Here is a 24,347-nt window from a genome sequence, read left to right on the forward strand (position 1 = left end):
CCGGTCCTTGGATCGGGGCGTTTTTGCATTTGACAAACGCTGACAGGCGAGCGTGACGCTTGTGCCGAGTATCAGGTACAATTCCCGGCTATTTTTCGGCGGGCCATGCCTGCAGCCTTTTTGAGTGTTCATCCGTGAGTGATTTGAGTCATATCCGCAATTTCTCCATCATCGCCCACATTGACCATGGCAAGTCGACTCTGGCCGATCGCTTCATCCAGATGTGCGGCGGCCTGGCCGAGCGCGAAATGGAAGCCCAGGTTCTGGACTCCATGGACCTTGAGCGTGAGCGCGGGATCACCATCAAGGCCCACAGCGTCACCCTCTATTACAAGGCCCGCGACGGCATTACCTACCAGCTGAACTTCATTGACACCCCGGGCCACGTGGACTTCACCTACGAAGTCAGCCGTTCCCTGGCGGCCTGTGAAGGCGCATTGCTGGTGGTGGACGCCGGCCAGGGCGTCGAAGCCCAGTCGGTTGCCAACTGCTATACCGCCATCGAGCAAGGCCTGGAAGTGATGCCGGTGCTGAACAAGATCGACCTGCCACAGGCCGATCCGGAGCGGGTCAAGGAAGAGATCGAGAAGATCATCGGCATCGATGCCACCGACGCCGTGACCTGCAGCGCCAAGACTGGCCTGGGCGTGGACGAGGTGCTCGAGCGCCTGGTGACCACCATTCCGGCACCGACCGGCAATATCGAAGACCCGCTGCAAGCCCTGATCATCGACTCCTGGTTCGACAACTACCTGGGCGTCGTGTCCCTGGTACGTGTACGTCATGGCCGGGTGAAGAAGGGCGACAAGATCCTGGTCAAGTCCACCGGCAAGATCCACCTGGTGGACAGCGTTGGTGTATTCAACCCGAAACACACCGCCACCACCGACCTCAAGGCCGGTGAAGTGGGCTTCATCATCGCGGGCATCAAGGACATCCACGGCGCGCCCGTGGGTGACACCCTGACCCTGAGCTCGACCCCGGACGTTGAAGTGCTGCCGGGTTTCAAGCGCATCCAGCCCCAGGTCTACGCCGGCCTGTTCCCGGTCAGCTCCGACGACTTCGAGGATTTCCGCGAAGCCCTGCAGAAGCTCACCCTGAACGACTCTTCCCTGCAATACACCCCGGAAAGTTCCGATGCGCTGGGCTTCGGCTTCCGCTGCGGGTTCCTCGGCATGCTGCACATGGAGATCATCCAGGAGCGCCTGGAGCGCGAGTACGACCTGGACCTGATCACCACCGCACCGACGGTAATCTTCGAGCTGCAACTGAAGAACGGTGACACGATCTACGTCGACAACCCGTCCAAGCTTCCGGATCTGTCGGCGATCGAAGACATGCGCGAGCCGATCGTGCGGGCCAATATTCTTGTGCCGCAAGAGCACTTGGGCAACGTCATAACCCTGTGTATCGAGAAGCGCGGCGTGCAGCACGACATGCTGTTCCTCGGCAGCCAGGTCCAGGTGACCTACGACCTGCCGATGAACGAAGTGGTTTTGGACTTCTTCGACCGTCTGAAATCCACCAGTCGCGGCTATGCTTCGCTGGATTACCATTTCGATCGTTACCAGTCGGCTAATCTGGTGAAACTGGATGTGCTGATCAACGGTGAGAAGGTCGACGCCTTGGCGTTGATCGTGCACCGTGACAACGCCCACTACAAAGGGCGTGCGCTGACCGAAAAGATGAAAGAACTGATTCCTCGGCAGATGTTTGACGTGGCAATCCAGGCCGCCATCGGTGGGCAGATTGTGGCGCGGACAACCGTCAAGGCGCTCAGAAAGAACGTACTGGCCAAATGCTACGGCGGCGACGTTAGCCGTAAGCGCAAGCTGTTGGAAAAGCAGAAGGCCGGTAAGAAACGCATGAAGCAAGTGGGTAACGTGGAAATTCCACAAGAAGCCTTCCTTGCCGTGCTCAGGTTGGATAGTTAGGTCCTATGTCACTAAATTTCCCGCTGTTGCTGGTCATCGCTGTCTTCGTTTGCGGTCTCTTGGCGTTGCTCGACCTGGTGTTCCTGGCGCCGCGCCGGCGTGCCGCCATTGCCAACTATCAGGGCAGCGTCAGCCAGCCGGACGGGTTGGTGGTCGAGAAGCTGAGCAAAGAGCCGCTGCTGGTTGAATACGGCAAGTCGTTCTTTCCGGTGCTGTTCATCGTCCTGGTGCTGCGTTCGTTCCTGGTGGAACCGTTCCAGATCCCATCGGGCTCGATGAAGCCGACCCTGGATGTGGGCGACTTCATCCTGGTGAACAAGTTTTCCTACGGGATCCGCTTGCCGGTGATCGACAAGAAGGTCATCGAAGTCGGTGATCCGCAGCGCGGCGATGTGATGGTGTTCCGCTACCCAAGCGATCCGAACGTCAACTACATCAAGCGTGTGGTCGGCCTGCCGGGTGATGAAGTGCGCTACACCAGTGACAAGCATCTGTTCGTCAACGGTCAGCCGGTGGCGGAGCAACTGGTGGGGGCTGAACCCGGCACCTTGGGCAGCGCCGAGCTGTACAAGGAAAAACTGGGCGCCGCCGAGCACTTGATCCGCAAGGAAATGAGCCGTTACCGGGCAACCCCGGACGGTCGCTGGGTGGTGCCGGCCGGGCACTACTTCATGATGGGCGACAACCGCGACAACTCCAACGACAGTCGCTACTGGGACGATCCAAGTATTCCCAAGGACCTGCTGGGCATGGTTCCCGACAAGAATATCGTCGGCAAGGCCTTCGCAGTCTGGATGAGCTGGCCCGAACCGAAACTCAGCCACCTGCCGAATTTCTCGCGGGTTGGCCTGATCAAGTAATCACACGCGGCGCTGTTGAACACAGCGCCGAATGCTTTTCTGGCTCTTGTATAAAACGGCCTTGCCCTTGGGCGACCCGTAACAGCCTTATCGCCAGAAGCATGCAGTCAACGATATTCAGGATGTAAATTTGAACACAGCGTTAATTGCTACCCGCACCTCGTGCGCGGCCCCTGGGATGGCGAGTTTCGGCAACGAAACCAGCGTGGGTAAACCGTGAGCGTTTCTTTGAGCCGTCTCGAGCGTCAGCTCGGTTATTCCTTCAAGGACCAGGAGCTGATGCTGCTGGCCCTCACTCACCGCAGCTTTGCCGGGCGCAACAACGAACGCCTGGAGTTTCTCGGTGACGCCATTCTCAACTTCGTGGCCGGCGAGGCGCTGTTCGAGCGCTTTCCCCAGGCCCGCGAAGGCCAGCTGTCGCGCTTGCGCGCGCGCCTGGTGAAAGGTGAAACACTGGCGGTGCTGGCCCGCGGTTTCGACTTGGGCGAATACCTGCGCCTGGGCTCCGGCGAATTGAAGAGCGGCGGTTTCCGTCGTGAGTCGATCCTGGCCGATGCCCTGGAAGCCCTGATTGGTGCGATCTACCTGGACGCCGGCATGGAGACTGCCCGTGACCGCGTGCTGTCCTGGCTGGCCTCGGAGTTCGAGAGCCTGACCCTGGTGGACACCAACAAGGACCCCAAGACCCGGCTGCAGGAGTTCCTCCAGTCCCGCGCCTGCGAACTGCCACGCTACGAAGTGGTGGATATCCAGGGCGAGCCGCATTGCCGGACATTCTTCGTTGAATGTGAAGTCACCTTATTGAATGAAAAAAGCCGAGGTCAGGGTGTGAGCCGCCGTATTGCCGAACAGGTAGCGGCCGCCGCAGCACTGATTGCCCTGGGCGTGGAGAATGGCCATGACTGATTCAACTGCAACACGCTGTGGCTATGTCGCCATCGTCGGCCGCCCCAACGTGGGCAAGTCGACGCTGCTCAACCACATCCTCGGCCAGAAGCTGGCGATCACCTCGCGCAAGCCCCAGACCACTCGTCACAACATGCTCGGGATCAAGACCGAAGGCGCCATCCAGGCGATCTACGTCGACACCCCCGGCATGCACAAGAGCAACGAGAAGGCGCTGAACCGCTACATGAACAAGACCGCCTCGGCGGCCTTGAAAGACGTCGACGTGGTGATCTTCGTGGTCGATCGCACCAAGTGGACCGACGAAGACCAACTGGTACTGGAGCGTGTGCAGTACGTGCAGGGCCCGGTAATCCTGGCGATCAACAAGACCGATCGCATCGAGGACAAGGCCGAGCTGATGCCGCACCTGACCTGGCTGCAGGAGCAACTGCCGAACGCCGAGATCGTGCCGGTTTCCGCCCAGCAGGGGCACAACCTTGAAGCCCTGGAAGGCCTGATCGCCAAGCACCTGCCGGAGAACGACCACTTCTTCCCGGAAGACCAGATCACCGACCGCAGCAGCCGCTTCCTCGCCGCCGAACTGGTGCGGGAAAAGATCATGCGCCAGCTCGGTGCCGAGCTGCCTTACCAGATCACCGTGGAAATCGAAGAGTTCAAGCAGCAGGGCAAGACCCTGCATATCCATGCCTTGATCCTCGTCGAGCGCGACGGCCAGAAGAAAATCATCATTGGCGACAAGGGTGAGCGGATCAAGCGCATCGGCATGGAGGCGCGCAAGGACATGGAGCTGCTGTTCGATTCCAAGGTCATGCTCAACCTTTGGGTCAAGGTCAAGGGCGGCTGGTCCGACGACGAACGCGCCCTGCGCTCGCTGGGCTACGGCGACCTCTGATGCACTTCGCCGGCAAGCCGGCTCCTGCACCTTCCTGTAGGAGCTGGCTTGCCGGCGAACAGCTGCAACCCCTTTTCCGGACCCGGTTCCCTCTCTTCCCCTGAGATCCCTCGCAACCATGTCCAGCAACGCCCCAGTCGGCCAACTCGCCTACGTCCTGCACAGCCGCGCCTACCGCGAAAGCAGTGCCCTGGTGGATTTTCTTACCCCCCAAGGTCGCCTGCGTGCTGTCCTGCGTAATGCGCGGGGCAAGGCCGGGACCCTGGCGCGGCCCTTCGTGCCCCTGGAAGTCGAGTTTCGCGGCCGCGGCGAACTGAAGAACGTCGGGCGCATGGAGAGTGCCGGCGTCGCCGCCTGGCTCAATGGCGAGGCGTTGTTCAGCGGCCTCTATCTGAACGAGCTGCTGATTCGCCTGCTGCCGGCGGAAGATCCCCATCCTGCGGTATTCGACCACTACGCTGCCACGCTGCTGGCCCTGGCCGAAGGCCGTCCCCTGGAGCCCCTGCTGCGGGCTTTCGAATGGCGCCTGCTGGATGACCTGGGCTACGGCTTTGCCCTGGACAGCGACATCCATGGTGCGCCCATCGCTGCCGACGGCCTGTACCGTTTACAGGTGGATGCCGGGCTGGAGCAGGTGTTCCTGCTGCAGCCGGGGCTGTTCAACGGCACCGAGTTGCTGGCCATGGCCGAGGCCGACTGGAGCGCTCCCGGCGCGCTGTCGGCGGCCAAGCGCCTGATGCGCCAGGCCCTGGCGGTGCACCTGGGCGGCCGGCCCCTGGTCAGTCGTGAGTTGTTTCGCAAGCCTTAGTCTCCCCGTATGCTGTGCGCCGAATCTTCATTTATTCAGGAGCGCTTCCGTGACCACCAGCAATCGCATTCTTCTTGGCGTGAACATCGACCACGTTGCCACCCTGCGCCAGGCACGGGGCACCCGTTACCCGGACCCGGTCAAGGCAGCGCTGGACGCGGAAGAGGCGGGCGCCGACGGCATCACCGTGCACCTGCGCGAAGATCGCCGGCATATCCAGGAGCGCGACGTGCTGCTGCTCAAGGACGTGCTGCAGACCCGCATGAACTTCGAAATGGGCGTCACCGAAGAGATGATGGCTTTTGCCGAGCGCATTCGCCCGGCGCACATCTGCCTGGTACCGGAAACCCGCCAGGAACTCACTACCGAGGGCGGCCTGGATGTGGCGGGGCAGGAGGCGCGGATCAAGGCGGCGGTAGAGCGGCTGTCGAAAATCGGTTCCGAGGTGTCCCTTTTCATCGACGCCGACGAGCGTCAGATCGAGGCCTCCAAGCGGGTCGGCGCGCCGGCCATCGAACTGCACACCGGGCGTTATGCCGATGCCCAGACGCCCAGTGAAGTGGCCGAGGAGCTGCAGCGTATCGTCGACGGCGTTGCTGTTGGCCTGGCCCAGGGCCTGATCGTCAACGCCGGCCATGGCCTGCATTACCACAACGTCGAGGCGGTGGCGGCGATCAAGGGCATCAACGAGCTGAACATCGGCCATGCCCTTGTGGCCCACGCTCTGTTTGTCGGTTTCAAAGGTGCGGTGGCTGAGATGAAGGCCTTGATCCTGGCGGCTGCGGCCAAGGCCTGAATCGCCTTCGCCGGCCAGCCGGCTCCTACACAGGTTGTGCAGGAGCCGGCTGGCCGGCGAATGCTTTTAAAGCGGCGGATTCTCTTCCGGCGGCTTGGTCTTGTTGACCCCGGGTACGTGCAGGTTGCCTTCGGCGACCTGGTCGCCTTCCAGCTGCGGCTGGGTCACCCAGGTGAGAATGTCGTAGTAGCGACGGATGTTGGCGACGAAATGCACGGGCTCGCCGCCCCGGGCATAGCCGTAGCGGGTCTTGCTGTACCACTGCTTCTGCGACAGGCGCGGCAGCATCTTCTTCACATCCAGCCACTTGTTCGGGTTCAGGCCCTCTTTCTCGGCCAGCTTGCGCGCGTCGTCCAGGTGGCCGGTGCCGACGTTGTAGGCGGCCAGGGCGAACCAGGTGCGATCCGGTTCCTCGATCTTGTCGTCCAGCTGTTCCTTGATATAGGCCAGGTACTTGGCCCCGCCGCTGATGCTCTGCCTGGGGTCCAGGCGGTTGGACACGCCCATGGCCTGGGCGGTGTTCTGGGTCAGCATCATCAGCCCGCGCACCCCGGTCTTGGAGGTGACCTCGGCCTGCCACATCGATTCCTGATAGCCCACGGCCGCCAGCAGGCGCCAGTCGAGCTTTTCCTGCTTGGCCGACGCCTTGAAGTGCTTCTCGTACTTGGGCAGGCGTTGCTGCAGGTGCTGGGCAAAGGTGTAGGCGCCGACATAGCCGAGCACGTCCACATGGCCGTAGTAGCGGTCCTTCAGGCGTTGCAGGGTGCCGTTCTTCTCGACCTTGTCGAGGAAACTGTTGATCTCGTTGAGCAGGCTGTTGTCGTCGCCTGCGGCCACGGCCCAGCTCTGGCTGCGGGCGTCGCCCAGGTCAAAGGCCACTCGCACGTTGGGGAAGTAGACCTGGTTCATCGCCAGTTCGTTGGAGTCCACCAGGGTCAGGTCGATCTGCCCTTCGTCCACCATGCGCAGCAGGTCCACCACTTCCACGGCGTCCGACTCTTCGTATTCGATGCCGGGGTACTTGAGCTTGAGTTCCGCCAGTTGCTCGGCGTGGGTGCTGCCCTTGAGCACCATGATGTGCTTGCCCACCAGGTCTTGCGCGGTGGTGGGGCGGGAACGGCCATTGCGATAGATGACCTGGGGCGTGACTTCCAGATAGGGGTGGGAGAACCGCACCTGCTGCTTGCGCTGCTCGCTGCTCACCAGACCGGCGGCGGCCAGGACCGGGCCCTTGGGCTGGCCCAACTGGTCGAACAGATCGTCGAGGTTGTCGGCGGTCTCGATCTTGAGCTCCACCCCCAGATCGTCGGCAAAGCGTTTCACCAGCTCGTATTCGAAGCCGGTTTCACCGTTGCGATCCTGAAAGTAGGTAGCAGGGCTGTTACGGGTGACCACCCGCAGCACACCATCCTCCTTTACGCGCTCGAGCGTGCTGGGTTTCTCAACACAGGCGCCGAGCATCAGGAAGAGTCCGGTAACGATGAGCCATTTGGCGCAGCGTGGACGTAAAGCCATAGGGGAAAACATTGGCGCAGTATACGCAAAGGATAACGGCCGCCATATCTCGACAGCGAAGGGCTTGTCTGCTAGCGATGCTCGAGCCGGGCTGAAGGCCTCAGGAATGGGGCCTGGGCGCTGAATGTGACGTTTAAAATAACCACCGGCAATGACCCTGATGAGGCTTTGTTATAGGGGGCTGGCCCCGGGCCGACGTCCGGAGGCGCCCGGGGGTTGCGTTTCGAGTGCCGATGCCAGCGGTTTACGTTAGAATGCACGGCCTCAAAGCACACCCCCTTCCCGAGGCTGTCCCGAAGATGTTGATCCTGCGCGGCGCTCCTGCCCTTTCTGCCTTTCGCCACAGCAAACTCCTTGAGCAACTGAGCCAGAAAGTACCGGCTGTCAGTGGCTTGTATGCTGAATTCGCTCACTTCGCCGAAGTCACCGGCGTCCTGACCGGCGACGAACAGCAGGTGCTTGCGCGCCTTCTGAAGTACGGCCCCAGCGTTCCGGTACAAGAGCCGACCGGCCGCCTGTTCCTGGTCCTGCCACGTTTCGGCACCATTTCGCCGTGGTCGAGCAAGGCCAGCGACATCGCCCGCAACTGTGGCCTGGCGAAGATCCAGCGCCTGGAGCGCGGCATTGCCTTCTATGTGGCCGGTGAGTTCAGCGAGGCCGAGGCCCAACTGATCGCCGATGCCTTGCACGACCGCATGACCCAGATCGTGGTGGCCAACCTGGAACAGGCCGCTGGCCTGTTCAGCCACGCCGAACCCAAGCCGCTGACTGCCATCGACATCCTCGGTGGTGGCCGTGGCGCGCTGGAGCAGGCCAACAGCGAGCTGGGCCTGGCCCTGGCCGAAGACGAAATCGATTACCTGATGAACGCCTTCCAGGGCCTCAAGCGTAATCCCCACGACATCGAACTGATGATGTTCGCCCAGGCCAACTCCGAGCACTGCCGCCACAAGATCTTCAACGCCAGTTGGGATATCGACGGCCAGAGCCAGGAAAAAAGCCTGTTCGGCATGATCAAGAACACCTATCAGATGCACAACGAAGGTGTGCTCTCCGCCTACAAGGACAACGCCGCGGTCATCGTCGGTTCGGTTGCCGGGCGCTTCTATCCGAACCCCGAGACCCGCCAGTACGGTGCGGTGCAGGAGCCGGTGCACATCCTGATGAAGGTCGAGACCCACAACCACCCGACCGCCATCGCGCCGTTCCCGGGGGCCTCCACCGGTTCCGGCGGCGAAATCCGCGACGAAGGCGCCACCGGGCGCGGCGCCAAGCCCAAGGCCGGCCTCACCGGTTTCACCGTGTCCAACCTGCAGATCCCGGGCTTCGAACAGCCGTGGGAAGTGCCGTACGGCAAGCCTGAGCGCATAGTCACCGCCCTCGACATCATGATCGAAGGCCCACTGGGTGGCGCGGCGTTCAACAACGAATTCGGCCGTCCGGCCCTGACCGGTTATTTCCGCACCTTCGAGCAATCCATTACCACGCCTCGTGGTGATGAAGTTCGCGGTTACCACAAGCCGATCATGCTGGCCGGCGGCATGGGCAACATCCGTGACGAGCACGTGCAGAAAGGCGAGATCACCGTCGGCTCCAAGCTGATCGTGCTCGGCGGCCCGGCGATGCTCATCGGCCTGGGCGGCGGCGCCGCTTCCTCCATGGCCACTGGCACCAGCTCGGCGGACCTGGATTTCGCTTCGGTGCAGCGTGAAAACCCTGAGATGGAACGCCGTTGCCAGGAAGTCATCGACCGTTGCTGGCAGCTGGGGGATAACAACCCCATCAGCTTCATCCACGACGTCGGCGCCGGCGGCCTGTCCAACGCCTTCCCGGAGCTGGTCAACGATGGCGGCCGTGGCGGTCGCTTCGAACTGCGCAACATCCCCAACGACGAGCCGGGCATGGCCCCGCACGAAATCTGGTCCAACGAATCCCAGGAGCGTTATGTCCTGGCGGTAGGTGCTGCGGATTTCGAACGTTTCAAGGCCATCTGCGAGCGTGAGCGCTGCCCGTTCGCGGTGGTCGGCGAAGCCACTGCCGAACCACAGTTGACCGTGACCGACAGCCACTTCGGCAACAGCCCGGTGGACATGCCGCTGGAAGTGCTGCTGGGCAAGGCCCCACGCATGCACCGTTCGGCCGTGCGGGAAAACGAGTTGGGTGACGATTTCGATCCAAGCACCCTGGATATCGCCGAGAGCATCGAGCGCGTCCTGCACCACCCGGCCGTGGCCAGCAAGAGCTTCCTGATCACCATCGGCGACCGCACCATCACCGGCCTCGTGGCCCGTGACCAGATGGTCGGCCCCTGGCAGGTGCCGGTGGCCGACGTGGCCGTGACCGCCACCAGCTTCGACGTCTACACCGGTGAGGCCATGGCCATGGGCGAGCGCACGCCGCTGGCCCTGCTGGATGCCCCGGCGTCCGGCCGCATGGCCATTGGCGAGACCCTGACCAACATCGCGGCCTCGCGCATCAACAAGATCAGCGACATCAAGCTGTCCGCCAACTGGATGTCCGCTGCCGGCCACCCGGGCGAAGACGCGCGTCTGTACGACACCGTCAAGGCGGTGGGCATGGAGCTGTGCCCCGAGCTGGGCATCACCATCCCGGTGGGCAAGGACTCCATGTCCATGGCCACCCGCTGGAACGAAGAGGGCGTGGACAAGAGCGTCACCTCGCCGCTGTCGCTGATCGTCACTGGCTTCGCACCTGTGGCGGACATTCGCCAGACCCTGACCCCGCAACTGCGCATGGACAAGGGCACCACCGACCTGATCCTGATCGACCTCGGTCGCGGGCAGAACCGCATGGGCGCCTCGATCCTCGCCCAGACCCACGGCAAGCTCGGCAAGCAAGCGCCGGACGTCGATGACGCCGAAGACCTGAAAGCCTTCTTCGCGGTGATCCAGGGCCTCAACGCCGACGGCCACCTGCTGGCCTACCACGACCGCTCCGATGGCGGCCTGCTGGTCAGCGCCGTGGAAATGGCCTTCGCCGGCCATTGCGGCCTGAACCTGAGCCTCGACGCCGTGGCGGAAAACACCGCCGAAATCGCCGCCATCCTGTTCAACGAAGAGCTGGGTGCGGTGATCCAGGTGCGCCAGGACGCTACTCCGGACGTGCTGGCCCAGTTCAGCGCCGCCGGCCTGGGCGATTGCGTGGCCGTGATCGGCCAGCCGATCAACAACGGTGAAGTGAGCATCTCCTACAACGGCGAAACCGTGTTCACCGGCCAGCGTCGCCTGCTGCAGCGTCAGTGGGCAGAAACCAGCTACCAGATCCAGCGTCTGCGGGACAACGCCGACTGCGCCGAGCAGGAATTCGACGTGGTACTGGAAGAAGACAACCCGGGCCTGAGCGTCAAGCTGGGCTTTGACGTCAACCAGGACATCGCCGCGCCTTACATCAAGAAAGGCGTGCGCCCACAAGTGGCGGTGCTGCGTGAACAGGGTGTCAACGGCCAGGTGGAAATGGCCGCGGCCTTCGATCGCGCCGGCTTCAACGCCATCGACGTGCACATGAGCGACATCCTCGCCGGTCGCGTCGACCTCAACGACTTCAAGGGCATGGTTGCCTGCGGTGGCTTCTCCTACGGTGACGTACTGGGCGCCGGTGAAGGCTGGGCCAAGTCGGCGCTGTTCAACAGCCGCGCCCGCGACGCCTTCCAGGGCTTCTTCGAGCGTACCGACAGCTTCACCCTGGGTGTGTGCAACGGTTGCCAGATGATGTCCAACCTGCACGAGCTGATCCCGGGCAGCGAGTTCTGGCCGCACTTCGTGCGCAACCGCTCCGAGCAGTTCGAAGCCCGGGTGGCCATGGTCCAGGTGCAGGAATCGAACTCGATCTTCCTGCAGGGCATGGCCGGTTCGCGGATGCCGATCGCCATCGCCCACGGTGAAGGCCATGCGGAATTCGAAAGCGAAGAGGCATTGCTGGAAGCCGACCTGTCCGGTTGCGTGGCCCTGCGTTTCGTCGACAACCACGGCAAGGTCACCGAGCGCTACCCGGCCAACCCCAACGGTTCGCCCCGCGGGATCACCGGCCTCACCAGCCGCGACGGTCGCGTCACCATCATGATGCCGCACCCTGAGCGGGTGTTCCGTGCCGTGCAGAACTCCTGGAGCCCGGATGAGTGGAACGAAGATGGGGCGTGGATGCGCATGTTCCGCAACGCTCGGGTCTGGGTGAACTGAGGCTGATGTACAAGCTCAGCTTCTTCGTGCCTCCCAGCCATGTGGAGTCGGTCAAGAGCGCTGTGTTCGCCGCGGGCGGCGGACGCATCGGCGCTTACGACCAGTGCGCCTGGCAGGTGCTCGGCCAGGGCCAGTTTCGCCCGTTGGACGGCAGCCAGCCGTTTCTCGGGCAGACCGGCCAGGTGGAGCGGGTGGAGGAGTGGAAGGTCGAGCTGGTGGTGGCCGACGAATTGATTCACGACGTGGTACTGGCCCTCAAGCAGAGCCATCCCTACGAAACGCCGGCCTATGAAGTCTGGCGCCTCGAAGCGTTCTGAGGTTATCCACAGACACAAAGCCCGCTGAACCGGCAACGGTCAGCGGGCTTTTTTGTGGGCCTTCGCCGGCCAGCCGGCTCCTACAGGAGCCTTGCAGGAGCCGGCTGGCCAGCGAAAATGCCTTCAGGCACCTGCGCCGACTTCTCGGTGCAGCAAGCCTGCCAGTGCCACCTGCAAGCCCCCGGCCTTTTCGCCAATCAGCACGTGCCAGACGTCCCCCTCCATGCGCCGCATGCCCTGGCAGCCCAGCCCCTTGAGCGCCGGCTCCGACAGGCTGCGGCTATTGTTCACTTGCACTCGCAACCGGGTCAGCGCCACACAGTCCATCTGTACCAGGTTGTCCCGCCCGCCCAGGGCGTTGAGCCACTGCTGGGCTTCGTGGATGGAAATGTCGACCTGCGGGTTTTCTGCAACAGGCGCCTGTGTCACCGCAGCCCTGGTCGAAGCAGGTGACGCCAGGCGGATTTCGTCGGCAATGCTGTCTGCCAGCGGCCCCACCACCACCTGCAAGCTGCCGCCCTTGCCGGGGCGCACCACGGCCATGGCGCCCAGGGCCTTGAGCTCGCTGTCCGAAGCCAGGTTGCGGTCTGCCAGTTCCAGGCGCAGGCGCGTGGTGCAGGCACCGACGGTAAGCAGGTTGCCGGCGCCGCCCAGGGCCTTGATGTAGGCCGCAGCGCGCTGGTCGACGCTCAGTTCAGTCTTTTCGCTGGAGGGGCTGTCTTCACGGCCCGGGGTCTTGAGGTTGAAGCGGCGGATGCAGAAATCGAACACCAGGTAGTACACCACTGCGTACAGCAGGCCCACCGGGAACACTTTCCAGCCGTTGGTGGAGCGCCCCCAGCCCAGGGCCATGTCGATGGCGCCGCCGGAGAAGGTAAAGCCCAGGTGGATGTTCAGCAGGTTGGTCAGGGCCATGGCCAGCCCGGTGAGCAGGGCATGCACCAGGTACAGCAGGGGGGCAAGGAACATGAAGGCGAATTCGATCGGCTCGGTGACCCCGGTCAGGAACGAGGTCAGGGCCATGGACAGGAAGATCCCGCCCATTACCTTGCGCCGTTCCGGCGGTGTGTTGCGGTACATCGCCAGGCAGGCGGCGGGCAGGCCGAACAGCATCATCGGGAACATCCCGGTCATGAACTGGCCGCCCTTGGGGTCGCCGGCAAAGTAGCGGGTCAGGTCGCCGGTGACCACGGCGCCGGTGCTCGGGTCGGTGAAGCTGCCGAAGATGAACCAGGCCATGTTGTTGAGGATGTGGTGCAGGCCGGTGACGATCAGCAGCCGGTTGAACACGCCGAAGACAAAGGCGCCGAAGCTGCCGCTCTCCAGCAGCAACTGGCCGAAGCTGTTGATGCCGTGCTGGATCGGCGGCCAGATCAGGCCGAACACCACCCCCAGGCCCACGGCGGTGAAACCGGTGGCGATGGGCACGAAGCGCCGGCCGCCGAAGAACGCCAGGTACTCCGGCAGCTTGATGTCCTTGAAGCGGTTATACAGCGCGCCGGCCATCAGCCCGCTGATGATCCCGGCGAGCATGCCCATGTTGATGCTGGCGTCCAGCACCTTGAGGGTCGAGATCATCACCAGGTAGCCAATGGCCCCGGCCAGCCCGGCGGTGCCATTGTTGTCCTTGGCAAAACCCACGGCGATGCCGATGGCGAAGATCAGCGCCAGGTTGCCGAAGATCGACTGCCCGGCATCGTGGATGATCGCGATGTTCAGCAGGTCGGTGTCGCCCAGGCGCAGCAGCAGACCGGCGATGGGCAAGATAGCAATGGGCAGCATCAGCGCCCGGCCGAGGCGTTGCAGGCCCTCGATGAAATACTGGTACATGGCGTCTCTCCTGGAATTCTTGTTATGAGTGCAGAGGCCAAAGCCGTTCGCAGGCCTGACGGACTGCGGCGGCACCGGGCAGGTTGAGCAGCGGCTGGCTGAGCTGGCGGCACTGGCTGGCGTCCAGCTGGCGCACCCGGTCCTTGATCTCGCCCACCTGTGGCGGGCTGACCGACAGCTCGCTGACGCCCAGGCCAATGAGTACGGGTGTGGCCAGGGGATCGGAGGCCAGGGCGCCACAGACCCCGACCCAGCGACCATGGCGCCGGGCGCCGGCGCAGGTCTGGGCGATCAGCCGCAGCAGGGCGGGGTGCAGGGCGTCGACCCGTGCCGCCAGCCCGGCGTGATCACGGTCCATGGCCAGGGTGTACTGGGACAGGTCGTTGGTGCCGATGGACAGGAAGTCGGCGTGTTCGGCCAGTTGCTCGGCCATCAGGGCGGCGGCGGGGACTTCGATCATGACCCCCAGTTCCGGGCGCTGGCTCAGGCCCAGTTCGGCAGCGAACAGGTCCAGGCGCTGGCGGATGTGCAGCAGCTCGGCGACTTCGGTGACCATCGGCAGCATCACCCGGCAGCGTTGCACGGGGCTGACCTGGAGCAGCGCCCGCAGTTGTTGGTCCAGCAGCTCAGGGCGGGCCTGGGCCAGGCGGATGCCGCGCAGCCCAAGTACCGGGTTGGCTTCCACCGGCAGGGGCAGGTAATCCAGTTGTTTGTCGCCGCCGACGTCGATGGTGCGGATGATCACCGGCTTGTCACCCATGGCGTTGAGCACTGCCTGATAGGCCTGGCGCTGTTCTTCTTGATCCGGGGCGGTCTGGCGGTCAACGAAGAGAAACTCGGTGCGCAGCAGGCCGACGCCGTCGGCGCCACCCTGGTGGGCGTCCCGGGCTTCATCGCTGGACGCCACATTGGCCGCCACCTCGATCTGCTGGCCGTCCTGGGTCAGGGCGGGCTCATGGGCTTTTTGCTGTTGCAGCGCACGGCGCTGGCGCTGGGTTTCGCCGGCCTGTTGCACCTGTGCGATGCGCTGCGGGTCGGGCTCCAGTTCCAGGCGCCCGCCGTTGGCATCCAGCACCACCTGGCGGCCACTGTCGATGCGCAGCACTTGCGGGCCCAGGGCCACCAGGCAAGGCAGGCCCTTGCCCCGGGCGAGGATCGCCACGTGGGAAGTGGCACCGCCGGCGGCCATGCACAGCCCGGCCACGCCCTGGGCGCTGAGTTGCAGAAGGTCGGAAGGGGTCAACTCCTCGGCGGCAACGATCGCCCCGGCTGGCAGATCGTAGTGCCAAGCCTCTCCCAGCAGGGCGCGCAGAACGCGCTGCTGCAGGTCCCGCAGGTCGTTGGCGCGTTCGGCCAGCAGCGTACTGCCCAGTTGCTGCAGGATCTGGCATTGCTCGGTAATCGCCGCGCTCCAGGCATGGGTGGCAGCGCGGCCCTGGGCAATGGAGGCTTCGGCGGCGTCCAGCAGGGTCGGGTCTTCGAGCAGCGCCAGGTGGGCGCTGAAGATGTCCTGTTCCTGCTGGTCGCGGCGTTGCCGGGCCTGCTCCAGGGTGTGGCGGATTTCCCCGCGCACCTGGTCCAGGGCGGCGCTCAATGCTTGCCGTTGGGGCTCGGGTGGATGCTGGCCATGATCCTCCGCCAGGACCATGGCGTTGAGCCGCACCAGTGGCCCGCACACCAGGCCCGGCGCGGCGCAGACGCCCGCCAGCATGCCGTCTTCCACGGGGCCTTGGGCGGCCGCGGCCGGTACCGGGGTTTCGCCATGGGTATCTGTGGCCATCGCGGTGCCGAGGGTCTGCAGCATCGCCTGCAGGGCATCCTGGCAATCGTCGCCCTGGCAACTGACCAGCACTTCTTCCTGTTCACCGATGCCCAGGCTCATCAGGGCGATCAGGCTGGTGCAGGAGGCGCTCTTGTCCTTGAAGGTCAACTGCGAATGGCTGTTGAAGCTCAGGGCGGTCTGGCGCACCAGGGCGGCGGGGCGGGCATGCAGGCCGCCGCGATGGGCGACCTTGATCCGGGCGCTGGCCTGCTGCCCGGATTGCTCTTGCGTAAGCGGCTGCGGGCCCGCGTTGGCGCGCCGGCTGATGTGCAGCAATGGCTCGCCCACCTGGACCGTCGACAGGGTCAGCGGGCGCAGGTCGAAACCCTCGCCATTGGTCAGGATCAGCAGGCTGATCAGGCTTCGGCAATGCTGTGCCACGTGGTCCAGATCAACCCGCAGCAAGGGCTGGCCGGCACGCACCTGCTGGCCTTCCTTCACCAGCAGGGCAAACCCCTCGCCCTGCAGTTCGACGGTGTCCAGGCCCAGGTGCAGCAGCAGTTCGGCCCCATTGGCGGCGCGCAGGGTGATTGCGTGCCCGGTACGTGCGACCTGGATCACCTGGCCGGCGCAGGGCGCATGCAAGGTGTCGTTGAGAGGATCGATGGCGATGCCGTCGCCCATGGCACCGCTGGCGAACACCGGGTCGGGCACGCTGCGCAGGGTTAGCACTGGCCCGCTTAACGGGGCACCGAGCGTCAGTTCGTTATTGTTGTTGTGCATGGCGCAGTACTCGTTGGCGATGGGGCTTAGTGAGTGCGGGTCACTTTGCTCAGGTGGCGCGGTTGGTCGGGGTCCATGCTGCGGGCTTGGGCGAGGCCGGCGGCCATGACGTAGAAACTCTGGATCGCCAGGATCGGGTCGAGTGCCGGGTGTTCGGCACGACTCAGGGTCAGGTCCCGTTCACCGATGTCGTCCGGAGCGGCCAGCAGCACCTTGGCGCCGCGCTGGCGCATGTCGGCGGCCAGGCTCAGCAGGCCGCCCTGCTCGGCGCCGCGGGGGGCGAACACCAGCAGCGGATAGTCGTGGTCGATCAGCGCCATGGGACCGTGGCGGACTTCGGCACTGCTGAAGGCTTCGGCCTGGATAGCCGAGGTTTCCTTGAGCTTGAGCGCGGCTTCCTGGGCAATGGCAAATCCCGCCCCACGGCCGATCACCATCAGCCGCTGGCAATCGCACAGAGCATTGACGGCCGGGCTCCAGTCCTGGGTCGCGGCCTGGCGCAGGCCTTCGGGTAGGGCCAGGCCGGCTTCGAGCAAGCGTTCGTCATCATTCCAGTGGCCGATCAGTCGCGCGCTGGCGCTGAGGGTGGCAATAAAGCTCTTGGTGGCGGCCACGCTCTGCTCGGCGCCGGCGTGCAACGGCAGGAAGAATTCGCTGGCCGCTTCCAGCGGGCTGTTTTCCGCGTTGACCATGGCCACGCTGAGGGCCCCGCGCTTGCGTAGCAGGCGCACGCTGTTCACCAGGTCCGGGCTTTGCCCCGATTGCGAGAAGGCGAACACCGCCTGGCCGCTGACCCGCAGGGGCGCCTGTTGCATGGTGACCACCGACATCGGCAGCGACGCCACGGGAATACCCACTTGCTGCATGGTCAGGTAGGCGAAGTAGCTGGCGGCGTGGTCGGAGCTGCCCCGGGCCACGGTCATTGCCACTTGTGGCGGCTGGCGGCGCAGGCGGCCGGCGACCTCGATCAGCGCCGGGTCCAGGTGCTGCAACTGGTTGCTCGCGGCCAGGTGCGAGGACAGCGCCTCTTCAAGCATTTTTGAAGTCAATGTCTTCTCCTTCGACCATGACGGCGGTCAGTGTGAGTGCCCGGTCCAGGCGCACGCTGTCGGCCCAGCTGCCAGGTTGCAGGCGGCCGCGTTGGGGAATGCCGAGGTAGTCGGCGGGAAATTGCGACAGGCGCTGCGAGGCTTCGGCCAGGGGCAGGCCGATTTTCACCAGATTGCGCAGGGCCTGGTCCATGGTCAGGGTGCTGCCGGCCAGTGTGCCGTCGGCCAGGCGCACACCACCCAGGCACTTGGTCACGGTGTGGCTGCCCAGCTTGTATTCACCGTCGGGCATGCCGGCAGCGGCGGTGGAGTCGGTAACGCAGTACAGGCAGGGGATCGAACGCAGGGCCACGCGCATGGCGCCGGGGTGCACGTGCAGCAGGTCCGGGATCAGCTCGGCGTACTGGGCGTGGGCCAGGGCCGCGCCGACGATCCCCGGCTCGCGGTGATGCAGCGGGCTCATGGCGTTGTACAGGTGGGTGAAACTGGTGGCGCCCGCGGCGAGGGCCGCCACGCCTTCCTCGTAGCTGCCCAGGGTGTGGCCGATCTGCATGCGCACGCCGCGGGCGCTGAGTTCGCGGATCAGGCCGTCGTGGCCAGCGACTTCCGGGGCGATGGTGATCACGCGGATCGGCGCCAGCGCCAGGTACTGCTCCACTTCCGCCAGCAGTGCGGTGTGGGCGAAGTTGGGCTGGGCGCCAAGTTTGCCGGGGTTGATGTAGGGGCCTTCCAGGTGAACGCCGAGCACTCGGGCGCAGCCTTTGGGGCGCTGTTGGGCATAGCTGCCCAGTTGCTCCAGCACCTGGCGGATTTCCTCGCTGGGGGCAGTCATGGTGGTGGCCAGCAACGAGGTGGTGCCGAAGCGCACATGGGTGCGGGTGATGGTCTGGAAGGCATCGCGGCCTTGCATGATGTCCTTGCCGCCGCCGCCGTGCACATGCAGGTCGATAAAGCCGGGCAGCAGGTAGGGCAGGTCGTTGTCCGCCGGGTTGCAGGGGCTGCCTTCGATGGCGGTCACCTTGCCGTCCTGATGCAGCAGACGGCCGCGGACCCAGCCTTGGGGCGTGAGGATGTTGTCTTCGGACATGGCGTTTCTCTGGCTCCGGAAGCGGGTTCAGCGTCGCAGTTCAGCGACGAAGTCGTAGTAGTCGTTGCGGCAGTAGGTGTCGGTGACTTCGATGGGTGTGTTGTCTTCCAGGTAGCCGACCCGGGTCATCAGCAACATGGCGGTGCCTGGGGCGATGCCCACCAGGGCGGCGAATTCGTCCGAGGCATTGATCGCCTGGATGTGTTGCAGCGCCCGCACCACGGGGCGACCGATGCCGTCGAGGTATTCGTAGAGCGAATCGCCCACCGCTTCGGGGCGGGCGATGATGCTGGCGGGCAGGGTGCTCATCTCGATGGCCATTACGGTGTCGTCGGCTTTGCGCAGGCGCTTGAGCCGCGCCACCTTGTCGTTGGGCGACAGGCCGAGGCGGATCAGTTCTTCATGGGTGGGCGGGGTGAGGGTGCGTTCCAGCCATTGGGAGCCAGGCACGAAACCCTTCAGGCGCAGCATTTCGCTGAAGCCGGAAAGGCGCGACAGCGGTTGTTCGAGGCGCGGGGTGATGAAGGTCCCCGAGCCCTGGCTGCGGCGGATCAGGCCCTGTTCGAAGAGCACTTCCAGGGCCTTGCGCGCGGTGACCCGGGAGATCCCCAGCAATTCGCTGAGGTTGCGTTCCGACGGCAGTGCCTGCTCGGCTTTCCACTGGCCGGCATGGATTGCCGCTTCCAGGTTGCGGGCCAGTTGCAGGTACAGCGGAGTGGGTTGGGAGTCGTCGGGGCGCAGGGCCAGTAGGTGATTCATCTGTAGGTTTTCCGATGCGGTTATTAGGTTGTTGTCGCCCGGTAGTGCCGAAAAAACTAATACCACTTAGATACCATGTCAACGCCACTGGTCTGCTGGATACGGCGTAAATCCAGCATTTACGGGGGGCTTTGAAGGGTAAATGATTAAAGTGGTATTAGGCAGGTCTGACAGCCATCGCCACGGCGCCGAGTGGCGACCCGTTGCGGGTCGCCAAGTGGTATGGGCGCAGTGGAAGAGCTGGCGGGGGTAAAAATATTTTTTGCGGGAGGGAAATTAAGGGCGAATCTCGATCATGGTGCCGTCCTTGACCAGGCCCCAGACCTCGCGCATGTCGACGTTGCGCATGGCGATGCAGCCATCGGTCCAGTCCAGGGTGTGGAAGTACTGCTCGGGAAACTCTTCGGTGTCCGGGGTGCCGTGGATCATGATCATGCCGCCGGGATTGACCCCTTCGCGACGCGAGCGGGCGGCATCGGTGATGTTCGGGTAGGAGATGTGCATGGCCAGGTTGTAGCGGTCGCTGGTCTTGCGCCAGTCGAGCCAGTAGAGGCCTTCGGGGGTGCGCTTGTCGCCCTCCATGAGCTTGGGCCCCTTGGGCTTCTTGCCCAGGGAGATGCGGTAGGTCTTCAGTGGCTTGCCACCGTTGATCAGTTGCAGTTGATGGGCGGACTTGAGTACCAGGACCTTTTCGATGACCTTGCCGTCCAGGGTTTCCACGGTGGAGGCCTGGCACACAGCAACGACGGAACAGCACAGCAGGGCAAGCAACCAGCGCATTGACACGATATCCCCAGGCGCGCACAGATCCCGTGCACGTTTTATTGTTTAACTGATGGCAGGCTGAGAGAGCGGCGGAATGGATTCGGAGCGCACTTCAAAGGCTGCGGCCCGCCGGTCAGCGAAGAAGCATTCTAAGGTACGGCCGACGGTGCGGAAAGCCAGCTCGGACCAAGGGATATCGGCTTCGTCGAACAACTGCACTTCCAGGCTCTCGGGGCCGGCGGCAAAGTCCAGGTCGGCGAGTTCCGCGCGAAAGAACACATGCACCTGGCTGATGTGCGGCACATCGATCAGGGTGTAGATGCTCAGGCCGCGCACCCGGGCGCAGGCTTCCTCGTAGGTTTCGCGAATGGCCGCCTGTTCGATGGTCTCGCCGTTCTCCATGAAGCCTGCCGGCAGGGTCCAGTAGCCCAGGCGCGGCTCGATGGCGCGACGGCACAGCAGCACCTTGCCCTCCCAGGTGGCAAGGCAGCCGGCGACGATATTGGGGTTCTGGTAATGGATGGTCTGGCAGTGGTCGCAGACATAGCGCAGGCGTGAATCGCCTTCGGGAATGCGCTGGGTCACCGGGTTGCCGCACTGGCTGCAAAATTTCATGTGGGGTATCCGAAAAGGCTGGGGCTATCTTGGCGCGCCAGCCCCGTTGTCGGCAAGTTGTCGTTAAGCGACATGCCCGGGGGCAGGGGTTGGGCCGAAGATTGGATTGGTGCATGATGCACGGTAGCCAACAGATCGAGATGCCTCATGCTGGACGAGCTACTTCATCGGGTAAGCCACTACACGCCGCGTACGCTGGAGACCGACCGACGTTTTCCCGAAGCTGCGGTGCTGGTGCCCATCACCCGCAGCGAAGAACCGGAGCTGGTGTTGACCTTGCGTGCCAGTGGGCTGTCGACCCATGGCGGCGAGGTGGCTTTCCCTGGTGGCCGGCGCGATCCGGAAGACCCGGACCTGATCTTCACCGCGCTGCGCGAGGCCCAGGAGGAAATCGGCCTGCCGCCGGGGCTGGTGGAGGTCATCGGGCCTTTGAGCCCGCTGATTTCCCTGCACGGAATCAAGGTCACGCCTTACGTCGGGGTGATTCCCGACTATGTCGAATACCAGGCCAATGACGCCGAGATCGCCGCCGTTTTCAGCGTGCCCCTGGAGTTCTTTCGCCAGGACCCCCGCGAACATACCCATCGCATCGATTATCAGGGGCGCAGTTGGTACGTCCCCAGCTACCGCTTTGGCGAGTACAAGATCTGGGGCCTGACCGCGATCATGATCGTCGAGCTGGTCAACCTGTTGTACGACGCCGGAATCAGCCTGCATCGCCCGCCGAAAAACTATATCGATACCTGAAGCCATCACTTCGCATGGCATAAACCCGCGGCTGCCTGAGCCATGAGGACAATAAGATGAAATACCGCCTGGGCGACGCCCGAGTCGAGACCCATCCACAGAGCTGGGTTGCCCCGAATGCCACGCTGGTGGGCAAGGTCAAGCTGGAGGAGGGAGCCAGCGTCTGGTTCAACGCCGTGCTGCGCGGGGACAACGAACTGATCCTGATCGGCAAGCACAGCAACGTCCAGGATGGCACGGTGATGCACACCGACATGGGCTTTCCACTGACCATCGGTACCGGCGTGACCATCGGCCACAACGCCATGCTGCACGGTTGCAACGTGGGCGACTACAGCCTGATCGGCATCAACGCGGTGATCCTCAATGGCGCCAAGATCGGCAAGAATTGCATCATCGGCGCCAACTCGCTGATCGGCGAGGGCAAGGAAATCCCCGACGGTTCGCTGGTCATGGGCTCGCCGGGCAAGGTGGTGCGGGAGCTGACCGAACCGCAGAAGAAAATGCTCGAAGCCAGCGCTGCGCACTACGTTCATAATGCCCAGCGTTATGCCCGAGATCTGGTTGAGCAAGAACAATGACAACCCCTGAAAGACCCGTTGCTTCACCCTGCGTGAGCATCTGTGCCCTGGACGAGCAGGATACCTGCACCGGTTGCCAGCGCACCGTGGACGAGATCACCCGCTGGAGCCGCATGGACAACGCCGAGCGGCGTGCGGTCCTGGCCCTGTGCCATGAGCGGGCCAAGTCCAGTGGGTTGCTGTGGATGATCGGCACCAGCTCGGCAAGTTGATCCGCTCGTTTCGCCCGCAAGCTGGCTCCTGCAATCTTGTGCAGGAGCCAGTTTGCTGGCGAAAGGGTTTCTTGGCCCTGCCCCGGGCCTGCAGTAACCTGTGCACCTTCCTGACAGGTACCCTTGGCCCCCATGTTCTTCCTGATCGCCTATATCAGCAGCGTCGTGCTGATCAACTACGCCTTTTCGTCTGCCCCGCATCTGGACATCGTCTGGTCGGCCTGGGGTGGGTTGGTGTTTGTCCTGCGGGACATGGTGCAGACTCGTTTCGGCCATGGCGCCATCGTCGCCATGCTGGTGGCCCTGGTGCTGTCCTATGTGACCTCCGATCCGACCATCGCCCTGGCCAGCGCCACGGCATTCGCCGTCTCGGAATGCATCGACTGGCTGGTGTTCAGCATCACCAAGCGGCCCCTGCATGATCGCCTGTGGATCAGTTCGGCCCTGAGCATTCCCCTGGATACCTTCATCTTCTACGGCATGATCGATGCCTTGACCCCCGGGGTCGTGCTGACCGCCCTGGGTTCGAAGTTCGCCGGGGTCACCGTGGTCTGGTTGGCCATGGCCTGGCGTTTGCGCAAAGCGGCGTGTGCCGGCTGAGCCAAAGCCCGCGCTTCATGTAAAATGCCGCTCCCCATGGGTCGCCCGCCTGGCGCTCGGCCCTCGATGATCCGCTCCTTTGAGGACCTTCAGATGACTCGTATCGGAACTCCACTGTCGCCAACTGCGACCCGCGTCTTGCTTTGTGGCTGTGGTGAGTTGGGCAAGGAGGTGGTGATCGAGCTGCAACGCCTGGGTGTCGAGGTGATTGCCGTGGACCGCTACGCCAACGCTCCGGCGATGCAGGTTGCCCATCGCAGCCACGTGATCAACATGCTCGACGGCGCGGCCCTGCGGGCCGTGATCGAAGCCGAGAAGCCACACTTCATCGTGCCGGAAATCGAAGCCATCGCCACCGCGACCCTGGTGGAGCTGGAAGCCGAGGGGTTCACCGTGATCCCCACCGCCCGGGCCACTTCCTTGACCATGAACCGCGAAGGCATCCGCCGCCTGGCCGCTGAAGAGCTGGACTTGCCGACCTCGCCATACCATTTCGCCGACACCTTCGAAGACTATTCCAAGGCCGTGCAAGACCTGGGCTTCCCGTGCGTGGTCAAGCCGGTGATGAGTTCCTCGGGCAAGGGCCAGAGCCTGCTGCGCAGCGTCGACGACGTGCAGAAAGCCTGGGACTACGCCCAGGAAGGCGGCCGTGCCGGCAAGGGCCGAGTGATCATCGAAGGCTTTATCGACTTCGACTACGAAATCACCCTGTTGACCGTGCGTCATGTGGGCGGCACGACCTTCTGTGCGCCGGTCGGCCATCGTCAGGAAAAGGGCGACTATCAGGAATCCTGGCAGCCGCAGGCCATGAGCCCCAAAGCCCTGGCCGAGTCCGAGCGTGTGGCCAAGGCCGTCACTGAGGCCCTGGGCGGCCGCGGCCTGTTTGGCGTGGAGCTGTTCATCAAGGGCGATCAGGTGTGGTTCAGCGAAGTGTCGCCGCGCCCCCACGACACTGGCCTGGTGACCCTGATTTCCCAGGACCTGTCCCAGTTCGCCCTGCATGCGCGGGCCATTCTCGGCTTGCCGATTCCGCTGATCCGCCAGTTCGGGCCTTCGGCCTCGGCGGTGATCCTGGTGGAAGGCAAATCTACCCAGACCGCTTTCGCCAACCTTGGCGCCGCTCTGAGCGAGCCGGACACTGCGTTGCGCCTGTTCGGCAAGCCGGAAGTCAATGGCCAGCGCCGCATGGGCGTGGCCCTGGCGCGTGACGAGTCGATCGAAGCCGCCCGGGCCAAGGCGACCCGCGCTGCGCAAGCGGTGGTGGTCGAGCTGTAAAAAAAACATCGCGAGCAAGCTCGCTCCTACAAGGTTTGCGTTGAATCTGTAGGAG

The 24,347-nt window shown here is 63.8% G+C and carries 21 protein-coding genes; 13 read left to right on the forward strand and 8 right to left on the reverse strand.

From position 1 onward, the window contains the following. Positions 1-134: 134 nt before the first annotated feature. From lepA to pdxJ, 6 genes are all read left to right on the forward strand, one after another. A complete protein-coding gene (lepA, locus tag KCG88_RS13775) occupies positions 135-1,934 on the forward strand; it encodes a translation elongation factor 4 (protein ID WP_047284038.1) in 1,800 nt (599 codons plus the stop codon). Positions 1,935-1,939: 5 nt separating this feature from the next. After that, positions 1,940-2,794 (forward strand): signal peptidase I, encoded by an 855-nt coding sequence (gene lepB, locus KCG88_RS13780; protein ID WP_047284039.1) that lies wholly within the window; start codon positions 1,940-1,942, stop codon positions 2,792-2,794. 216 nt (positions 2,795-3,010) lie between these two features. After that, a complete protein-coding gene (rnc, locus tag KCG88_RS13785; protein WP_011059421.1) occupies positions 3,011-3,700 on the forward strand; it encodes a ribonuclease III in 690 nt (229 codons plus the stop codon). After that, a complete protein-coding gene (gene era, locus KCG88_RS13790) occupies positions 3,693-4,595 on the forward strand; it encodes a GTPase Era (protein WP_019094760.1) in 903 nt (300 codons plus the stop codon). The genes rnc and era overlap by 8 nt, the downstream gene beginning before the upstream one ends. Before the next feature lie 118 nt (positions 4,596-4,713). After that, complete coding sequence (gene recO / locus KCG88_RS13795) at positions 4,714-5,403, forward strand: DNA repair protein RecO (protein ID WP_210712554.1); 690 nt, start codon at positions 4,714-4,716, stop codon at positions 5,401-5,403. A 49-nt stretch (positions 5,404-5,452) separates the two neighbouring features. After that, positions 5,453-6,199, forward strand: coding sequence for a pyridoxine 5'-phosphate synthase (pdxJ, locus tag KCG88_RS13800; protein WP_011059424.1), 747 nt, complete (start codon positions 5,453-5,455; stop codon positions 6,197-6,199). A gap of 66 nt (positions 6,200-6,265) precedes the next feature. On the opposite strand, the gene mltF is transcribed toward pdxJ, so the two are convergent. Then, complete coding sequence (gene mltF, locus KCG88_RS13805; protein WP_210712555.1) at positions 6,266-7,726, reverse strand: membrane-bound lytic murein transglycosylase MltF; 1,461 nt, start codon at positions 7,724-7,726, stop codon at positions 6,266-6,268. Positions 7,727-8,013: 287 nt separating this feature from the next. Between mltF and purL the strand changes: the two genes are divergently transcribed. Together purL and KCG88_RS13815 are read left to right on the forward strand one after the other, a co-directional pair. Further along, positions 8,014-11,910, forward strand: coding sequence for a phosphoribosylformylglycinamidine synthase (gene purL, locus KCG88_RS13810; RefSeq protein ID WP_210712556.1), 3,897 nt, complete (start codon positions 8,014-8,016; stop codon positions 11,908-11,910). Positions 11,911-11,915: 5 nt separating this feature from the next. Next, positions 11,916-12,227: a YqfO family protein gene (locus KCG88_RS13815; RefSeq protein WP_047284042.1), complete on the forward strand. Its 312-nt coding sequence runs from the start codon at positions 11,916-11,918 to the stop codon at positions 12,225-12,227. Between the two features lie 123 nt (positions 12,228-12,350). Here the strand turns inward: KCG88_RS13815 and nagE are convergent, their stop codons facing one another. The 7 genes from nagE to KCG88_RS13850 form a co-directional block, all read right to left on the reverse strand. After that, entirely contained in the window at positions 12,351-14,057 is a 1,707-nt protein-coding gene (gene nagE / locus KCG88_RS13820; protein ID WP_047284043.1) for an N-acetylglucosamine-specific PTS transporter subunit IIBC, read from the reverse strand. Between the two features lie 22 nt (positions 14,058-14,079). Then, positions 14,080-16,602 carry a phosphoenolpyruvate--protein phosphotransferase gene (ptsP, locus tag KCG88_RS13825; RefSeq protein ID WP_210712557.1) on the reverse strand — a complete coding sequence of 841 codons (2,523 nt, stop codon included), beginning with the start codon at positions 16,600-16,602 and terminating at the stop codon, positions 14,080-14,082. A 26-nt stretch (positions 16,603-16,628) separates the two neighbouring features. After that, positions 16,629-17,651, reverse strand: coding sequence for an SIS domain-containing protein (locus KCG88_RS13830; protein ID WP_144420505.1), 1,023 nt, complete (start codon positions 17,649-17,651; stop codon positions 16,629-16,631). Then, complete coding sequence (gene nagA / locus KCG88_RS13835) at positions 17,632-18,738, reverse strand: N-acetylglucosamine-6-phosphate deacetylase (RefSeq protein WP_210712558.1); 1,107 nt, start codon at positions 18,736-18,738, stop codon at positions 17,632-17,634. Before nagA ends, KCG88_RS13830 begins: the two co-directional genes overlap by 20 nt. 27 nt (positions 18,739-18,765) lie before the next feature. Then, positions 18,766-19,497 carry a GntR family transcriptional regulator gene (locus KCG88_RS13840; RefSeq protein ID WP_047284047.1) on the reverse strand — a complete coding sequence of 244 codons (732 nt, stop codon included), beginning with the start codon at positions 19,495-19,497 and terminating at the stop codon, positions 18,766-18,768. Positions 19,498-19,773: 276 nt separating this feature from the next. Next, entirely contained in the window at positions 19,774-20,277 is a 504-nt protein-coding gene (locus KCG88_RS13845) for a L,D-transpeptidase family protein (RefSeq protein ID WP_047284048.1), read from the reverse strand. A gap of 48 nt (positions 20,278-20,325) precedes the next feature. Continuing rightward, a complete protein-coding gene (locus KCG88_RS13850) occupies positions 20,326-20,877 on the reverse strand; it encodes an NUDIX hydrolase (RefSeq protein ID WP_011059434.1) in 552 nt (183 codons plus the stop codon). A gap of 147 nt (positions 20,878-21,024) precedes the next feature. On the opposite strand from KCG88_RS13850, the gene KCG88_RS13855 reads away from it, so the two are divergent. From KCG88_RS13855 to purT, 5 genes are all read left to right on the forward strand, one after another. Next, a complete protein-coding gene (locus KCG88_RS13855) occupies positions 21,025-21,624 on the forward strand; it encodes a CoA pyrophosphatase (protein WP_047284049.1) in 600 nt (199 codons plus the stop codon). A 56-nt stretch (positions 21,625-21,680) separates the two neighbouring features. Continuing rightward, positions 21,681-22,205 carry a gamma carbonic anhydrase family protein gene (locus KCG88_RS13860; protein WP_210712559.1) on the forward strand — a complete coding sequence of 175 codons (525 nt, stop codon included), beginning with the start codon at positions 21,681-21,683 and terminating at the stop codon, positions 22,203-22,205. Further along, positions 22,202-22,417: a DUF1289 domain-containing protein gene (locus KCG88_RS13865; RefSeq protein ID WP_210712560.1), complete on the forward strand. Its 216-nt coding sequence runs from the start codon at positions 22,202-22,204 to the stop codon at positions 22,415-22,417. Before KCG88_RS13860 ends, KCG88_RS13865 begins: the two co-directional genes overlap by 4 nt. A gap of 132 nt (positions 22,418-22,549) precedes the next feature. Beyond that, positions 22,550-23,017 (forward strand): preQ0 transporter, encoded by a 468-nt coding sequence (locus KCG88_RS13870; protein ID WP_210712561.1) that lies wholly within the window; start codon positions 22,550-22,552, stop codon positions 23,015-23,017. A 93-nt stretch (positions 23,018-23,110) separates the two neighbouring features. After that, on the forward strand, positions 23,111-24,292 hold the full coding sequence (purT, locus tag KCG88_RS13875) for a formate-dependent phosphoribosylglycinamide formyltransferase (protein ID WP_047284052.1): 1,182 nt from the start codon (positions 23,111-23,113) through the stop codon (positions 24,290-24,292). Positions 24,293-24,347: the final 55 nt, after the last annotated feature.

Source organism: Pseudomonas sp. MWU349 (assembly GCF_017947325.1).
GTDB lineage: Bacteria > Pseudomonadota > Gammaproteobacteria > Pseudomonadales > Pseudomonadaceae > Aquipseudomonas > Aquipseudomonas protegens.

Excerpts from the sequence above, each read along its gene's own strand:
- lepB (WP_047284039.1), top strand. The coding sequence starts at position 1,940 with ATGTCACTAAATTTCCCGCTGTTGCTGGTCATCGCTGTCTTCGTTTGC.
- era (WP_019094760.1), top strand. The coding sequence starts at position 3,693 with ATGACTGATTCAACTGCAACACGCTGTGGCTATGTCGCCATCGTCGGC.
- recO (WP_210712554.1), top strand. The coding sequence starts at position 4,714 with ATGTCCAGCAACGCCCCAGTCGGCCAACTCGCCTACGTCCTGCACAGC.
- mltF (WP_210712555.1), bottom strand. The coding sequence starts at position 7,726 with ATGTTTTCCCCTATGGCTTTACGTCCACGCTGCGCCAAATGGCTCATC.
- purL (WP_210712556.1), top strand. The coding sequence starts at position 8,014 with ATGTTGATCCTGCGCGGCGCTCCTGCCCTTTCTGCCTTTCGCCACAGC.
- KCG88_RS13815 (WP_047284042.1), top strand. The coding sequence starts at position 11,916 with ATGTACAAGCTCAGCTTCTTCGTGCCTCCCAGCCATGTGGAGTCGGTC.
- nagE (WP_047284043.1), bottom strand. The coding sequence starts at position 14,057 with ATGTACCAGTATTTCATCGAGGGCCTGCAACGCCTCGGCCGGGCGCTG.
- ptsP (WP_210712557.1), bottom strand. The coding sequence starts at position 16,602 with ATGCACAACAACAATAACGAACTGACGCTCGGTGCCCCGTTAAGCGGG.
- nagA (WP_210712558.1), bottom strand. The coding sequence starts at position 18,738 with ATGTCCGAAGACAACATCCTCACGCCCCAAGGCTGGGTCCGCGGCCGT.
- KCG88_RS13840 (WP_047284047.1), bottom strand. The coding sequence starts at position 19,497 with ATGAATCACCTACTGGCCCTGCGCCCCGACGACTCCCAACCCACTCCG.
- KCG88_RS13845 (WP_047284048.1), bottom strand. The coding sequence starts at position 20,277 with ATGCGCTGGTTGCTTGCCCTGCTGTGCTGTTCCGTCGTTGCTGTGTGC.
- KCG88_RS13850 (WP_011059434.1), bottom strand. The coding sequence starts at position 20,877 with ATGAAATTTTGCAGCCAGTGCGGCAACCCGGTGACCCAGCGCATTCCC.
- KCG88_RS13855 (WP_047284049.1), top strand. The coding sequence starts at position 21,025 with ATGCTGGACGAGCTACTTCATCGGGTAAGCCACTACACGCCGCGTACG.
- KCG88_RS13860 (WP_210712559.1), top strand. The coding sequence starts at position 21,681 with ATGAAATACCGCCTGGGCGACGCCCGAGTCGAGACCCATCCACAGAGC.
- KCG88_RS13865 (WP_210712560.1), top strand. The coding sequence starts at position 22,202 with ATGACAACCCCTGAAAGACCCGTTGCTTCACCCTGCGTGAGCATCTGT.
- KCG88_RS13870 (WP_210712561.1), top strand. The coding sequence starts at position 22,550 with ATGTTCTTCCTGATCGCCTATATCAGCAGCGTCGTGCTGATCAACTAC.
- purT (WP_047284052.1), top strand. The coding sequence starts at position 23,111 with ATGACTCGTATCGGAACTCCACTGTCGCCAACTGCGACCCGCGTCTTG.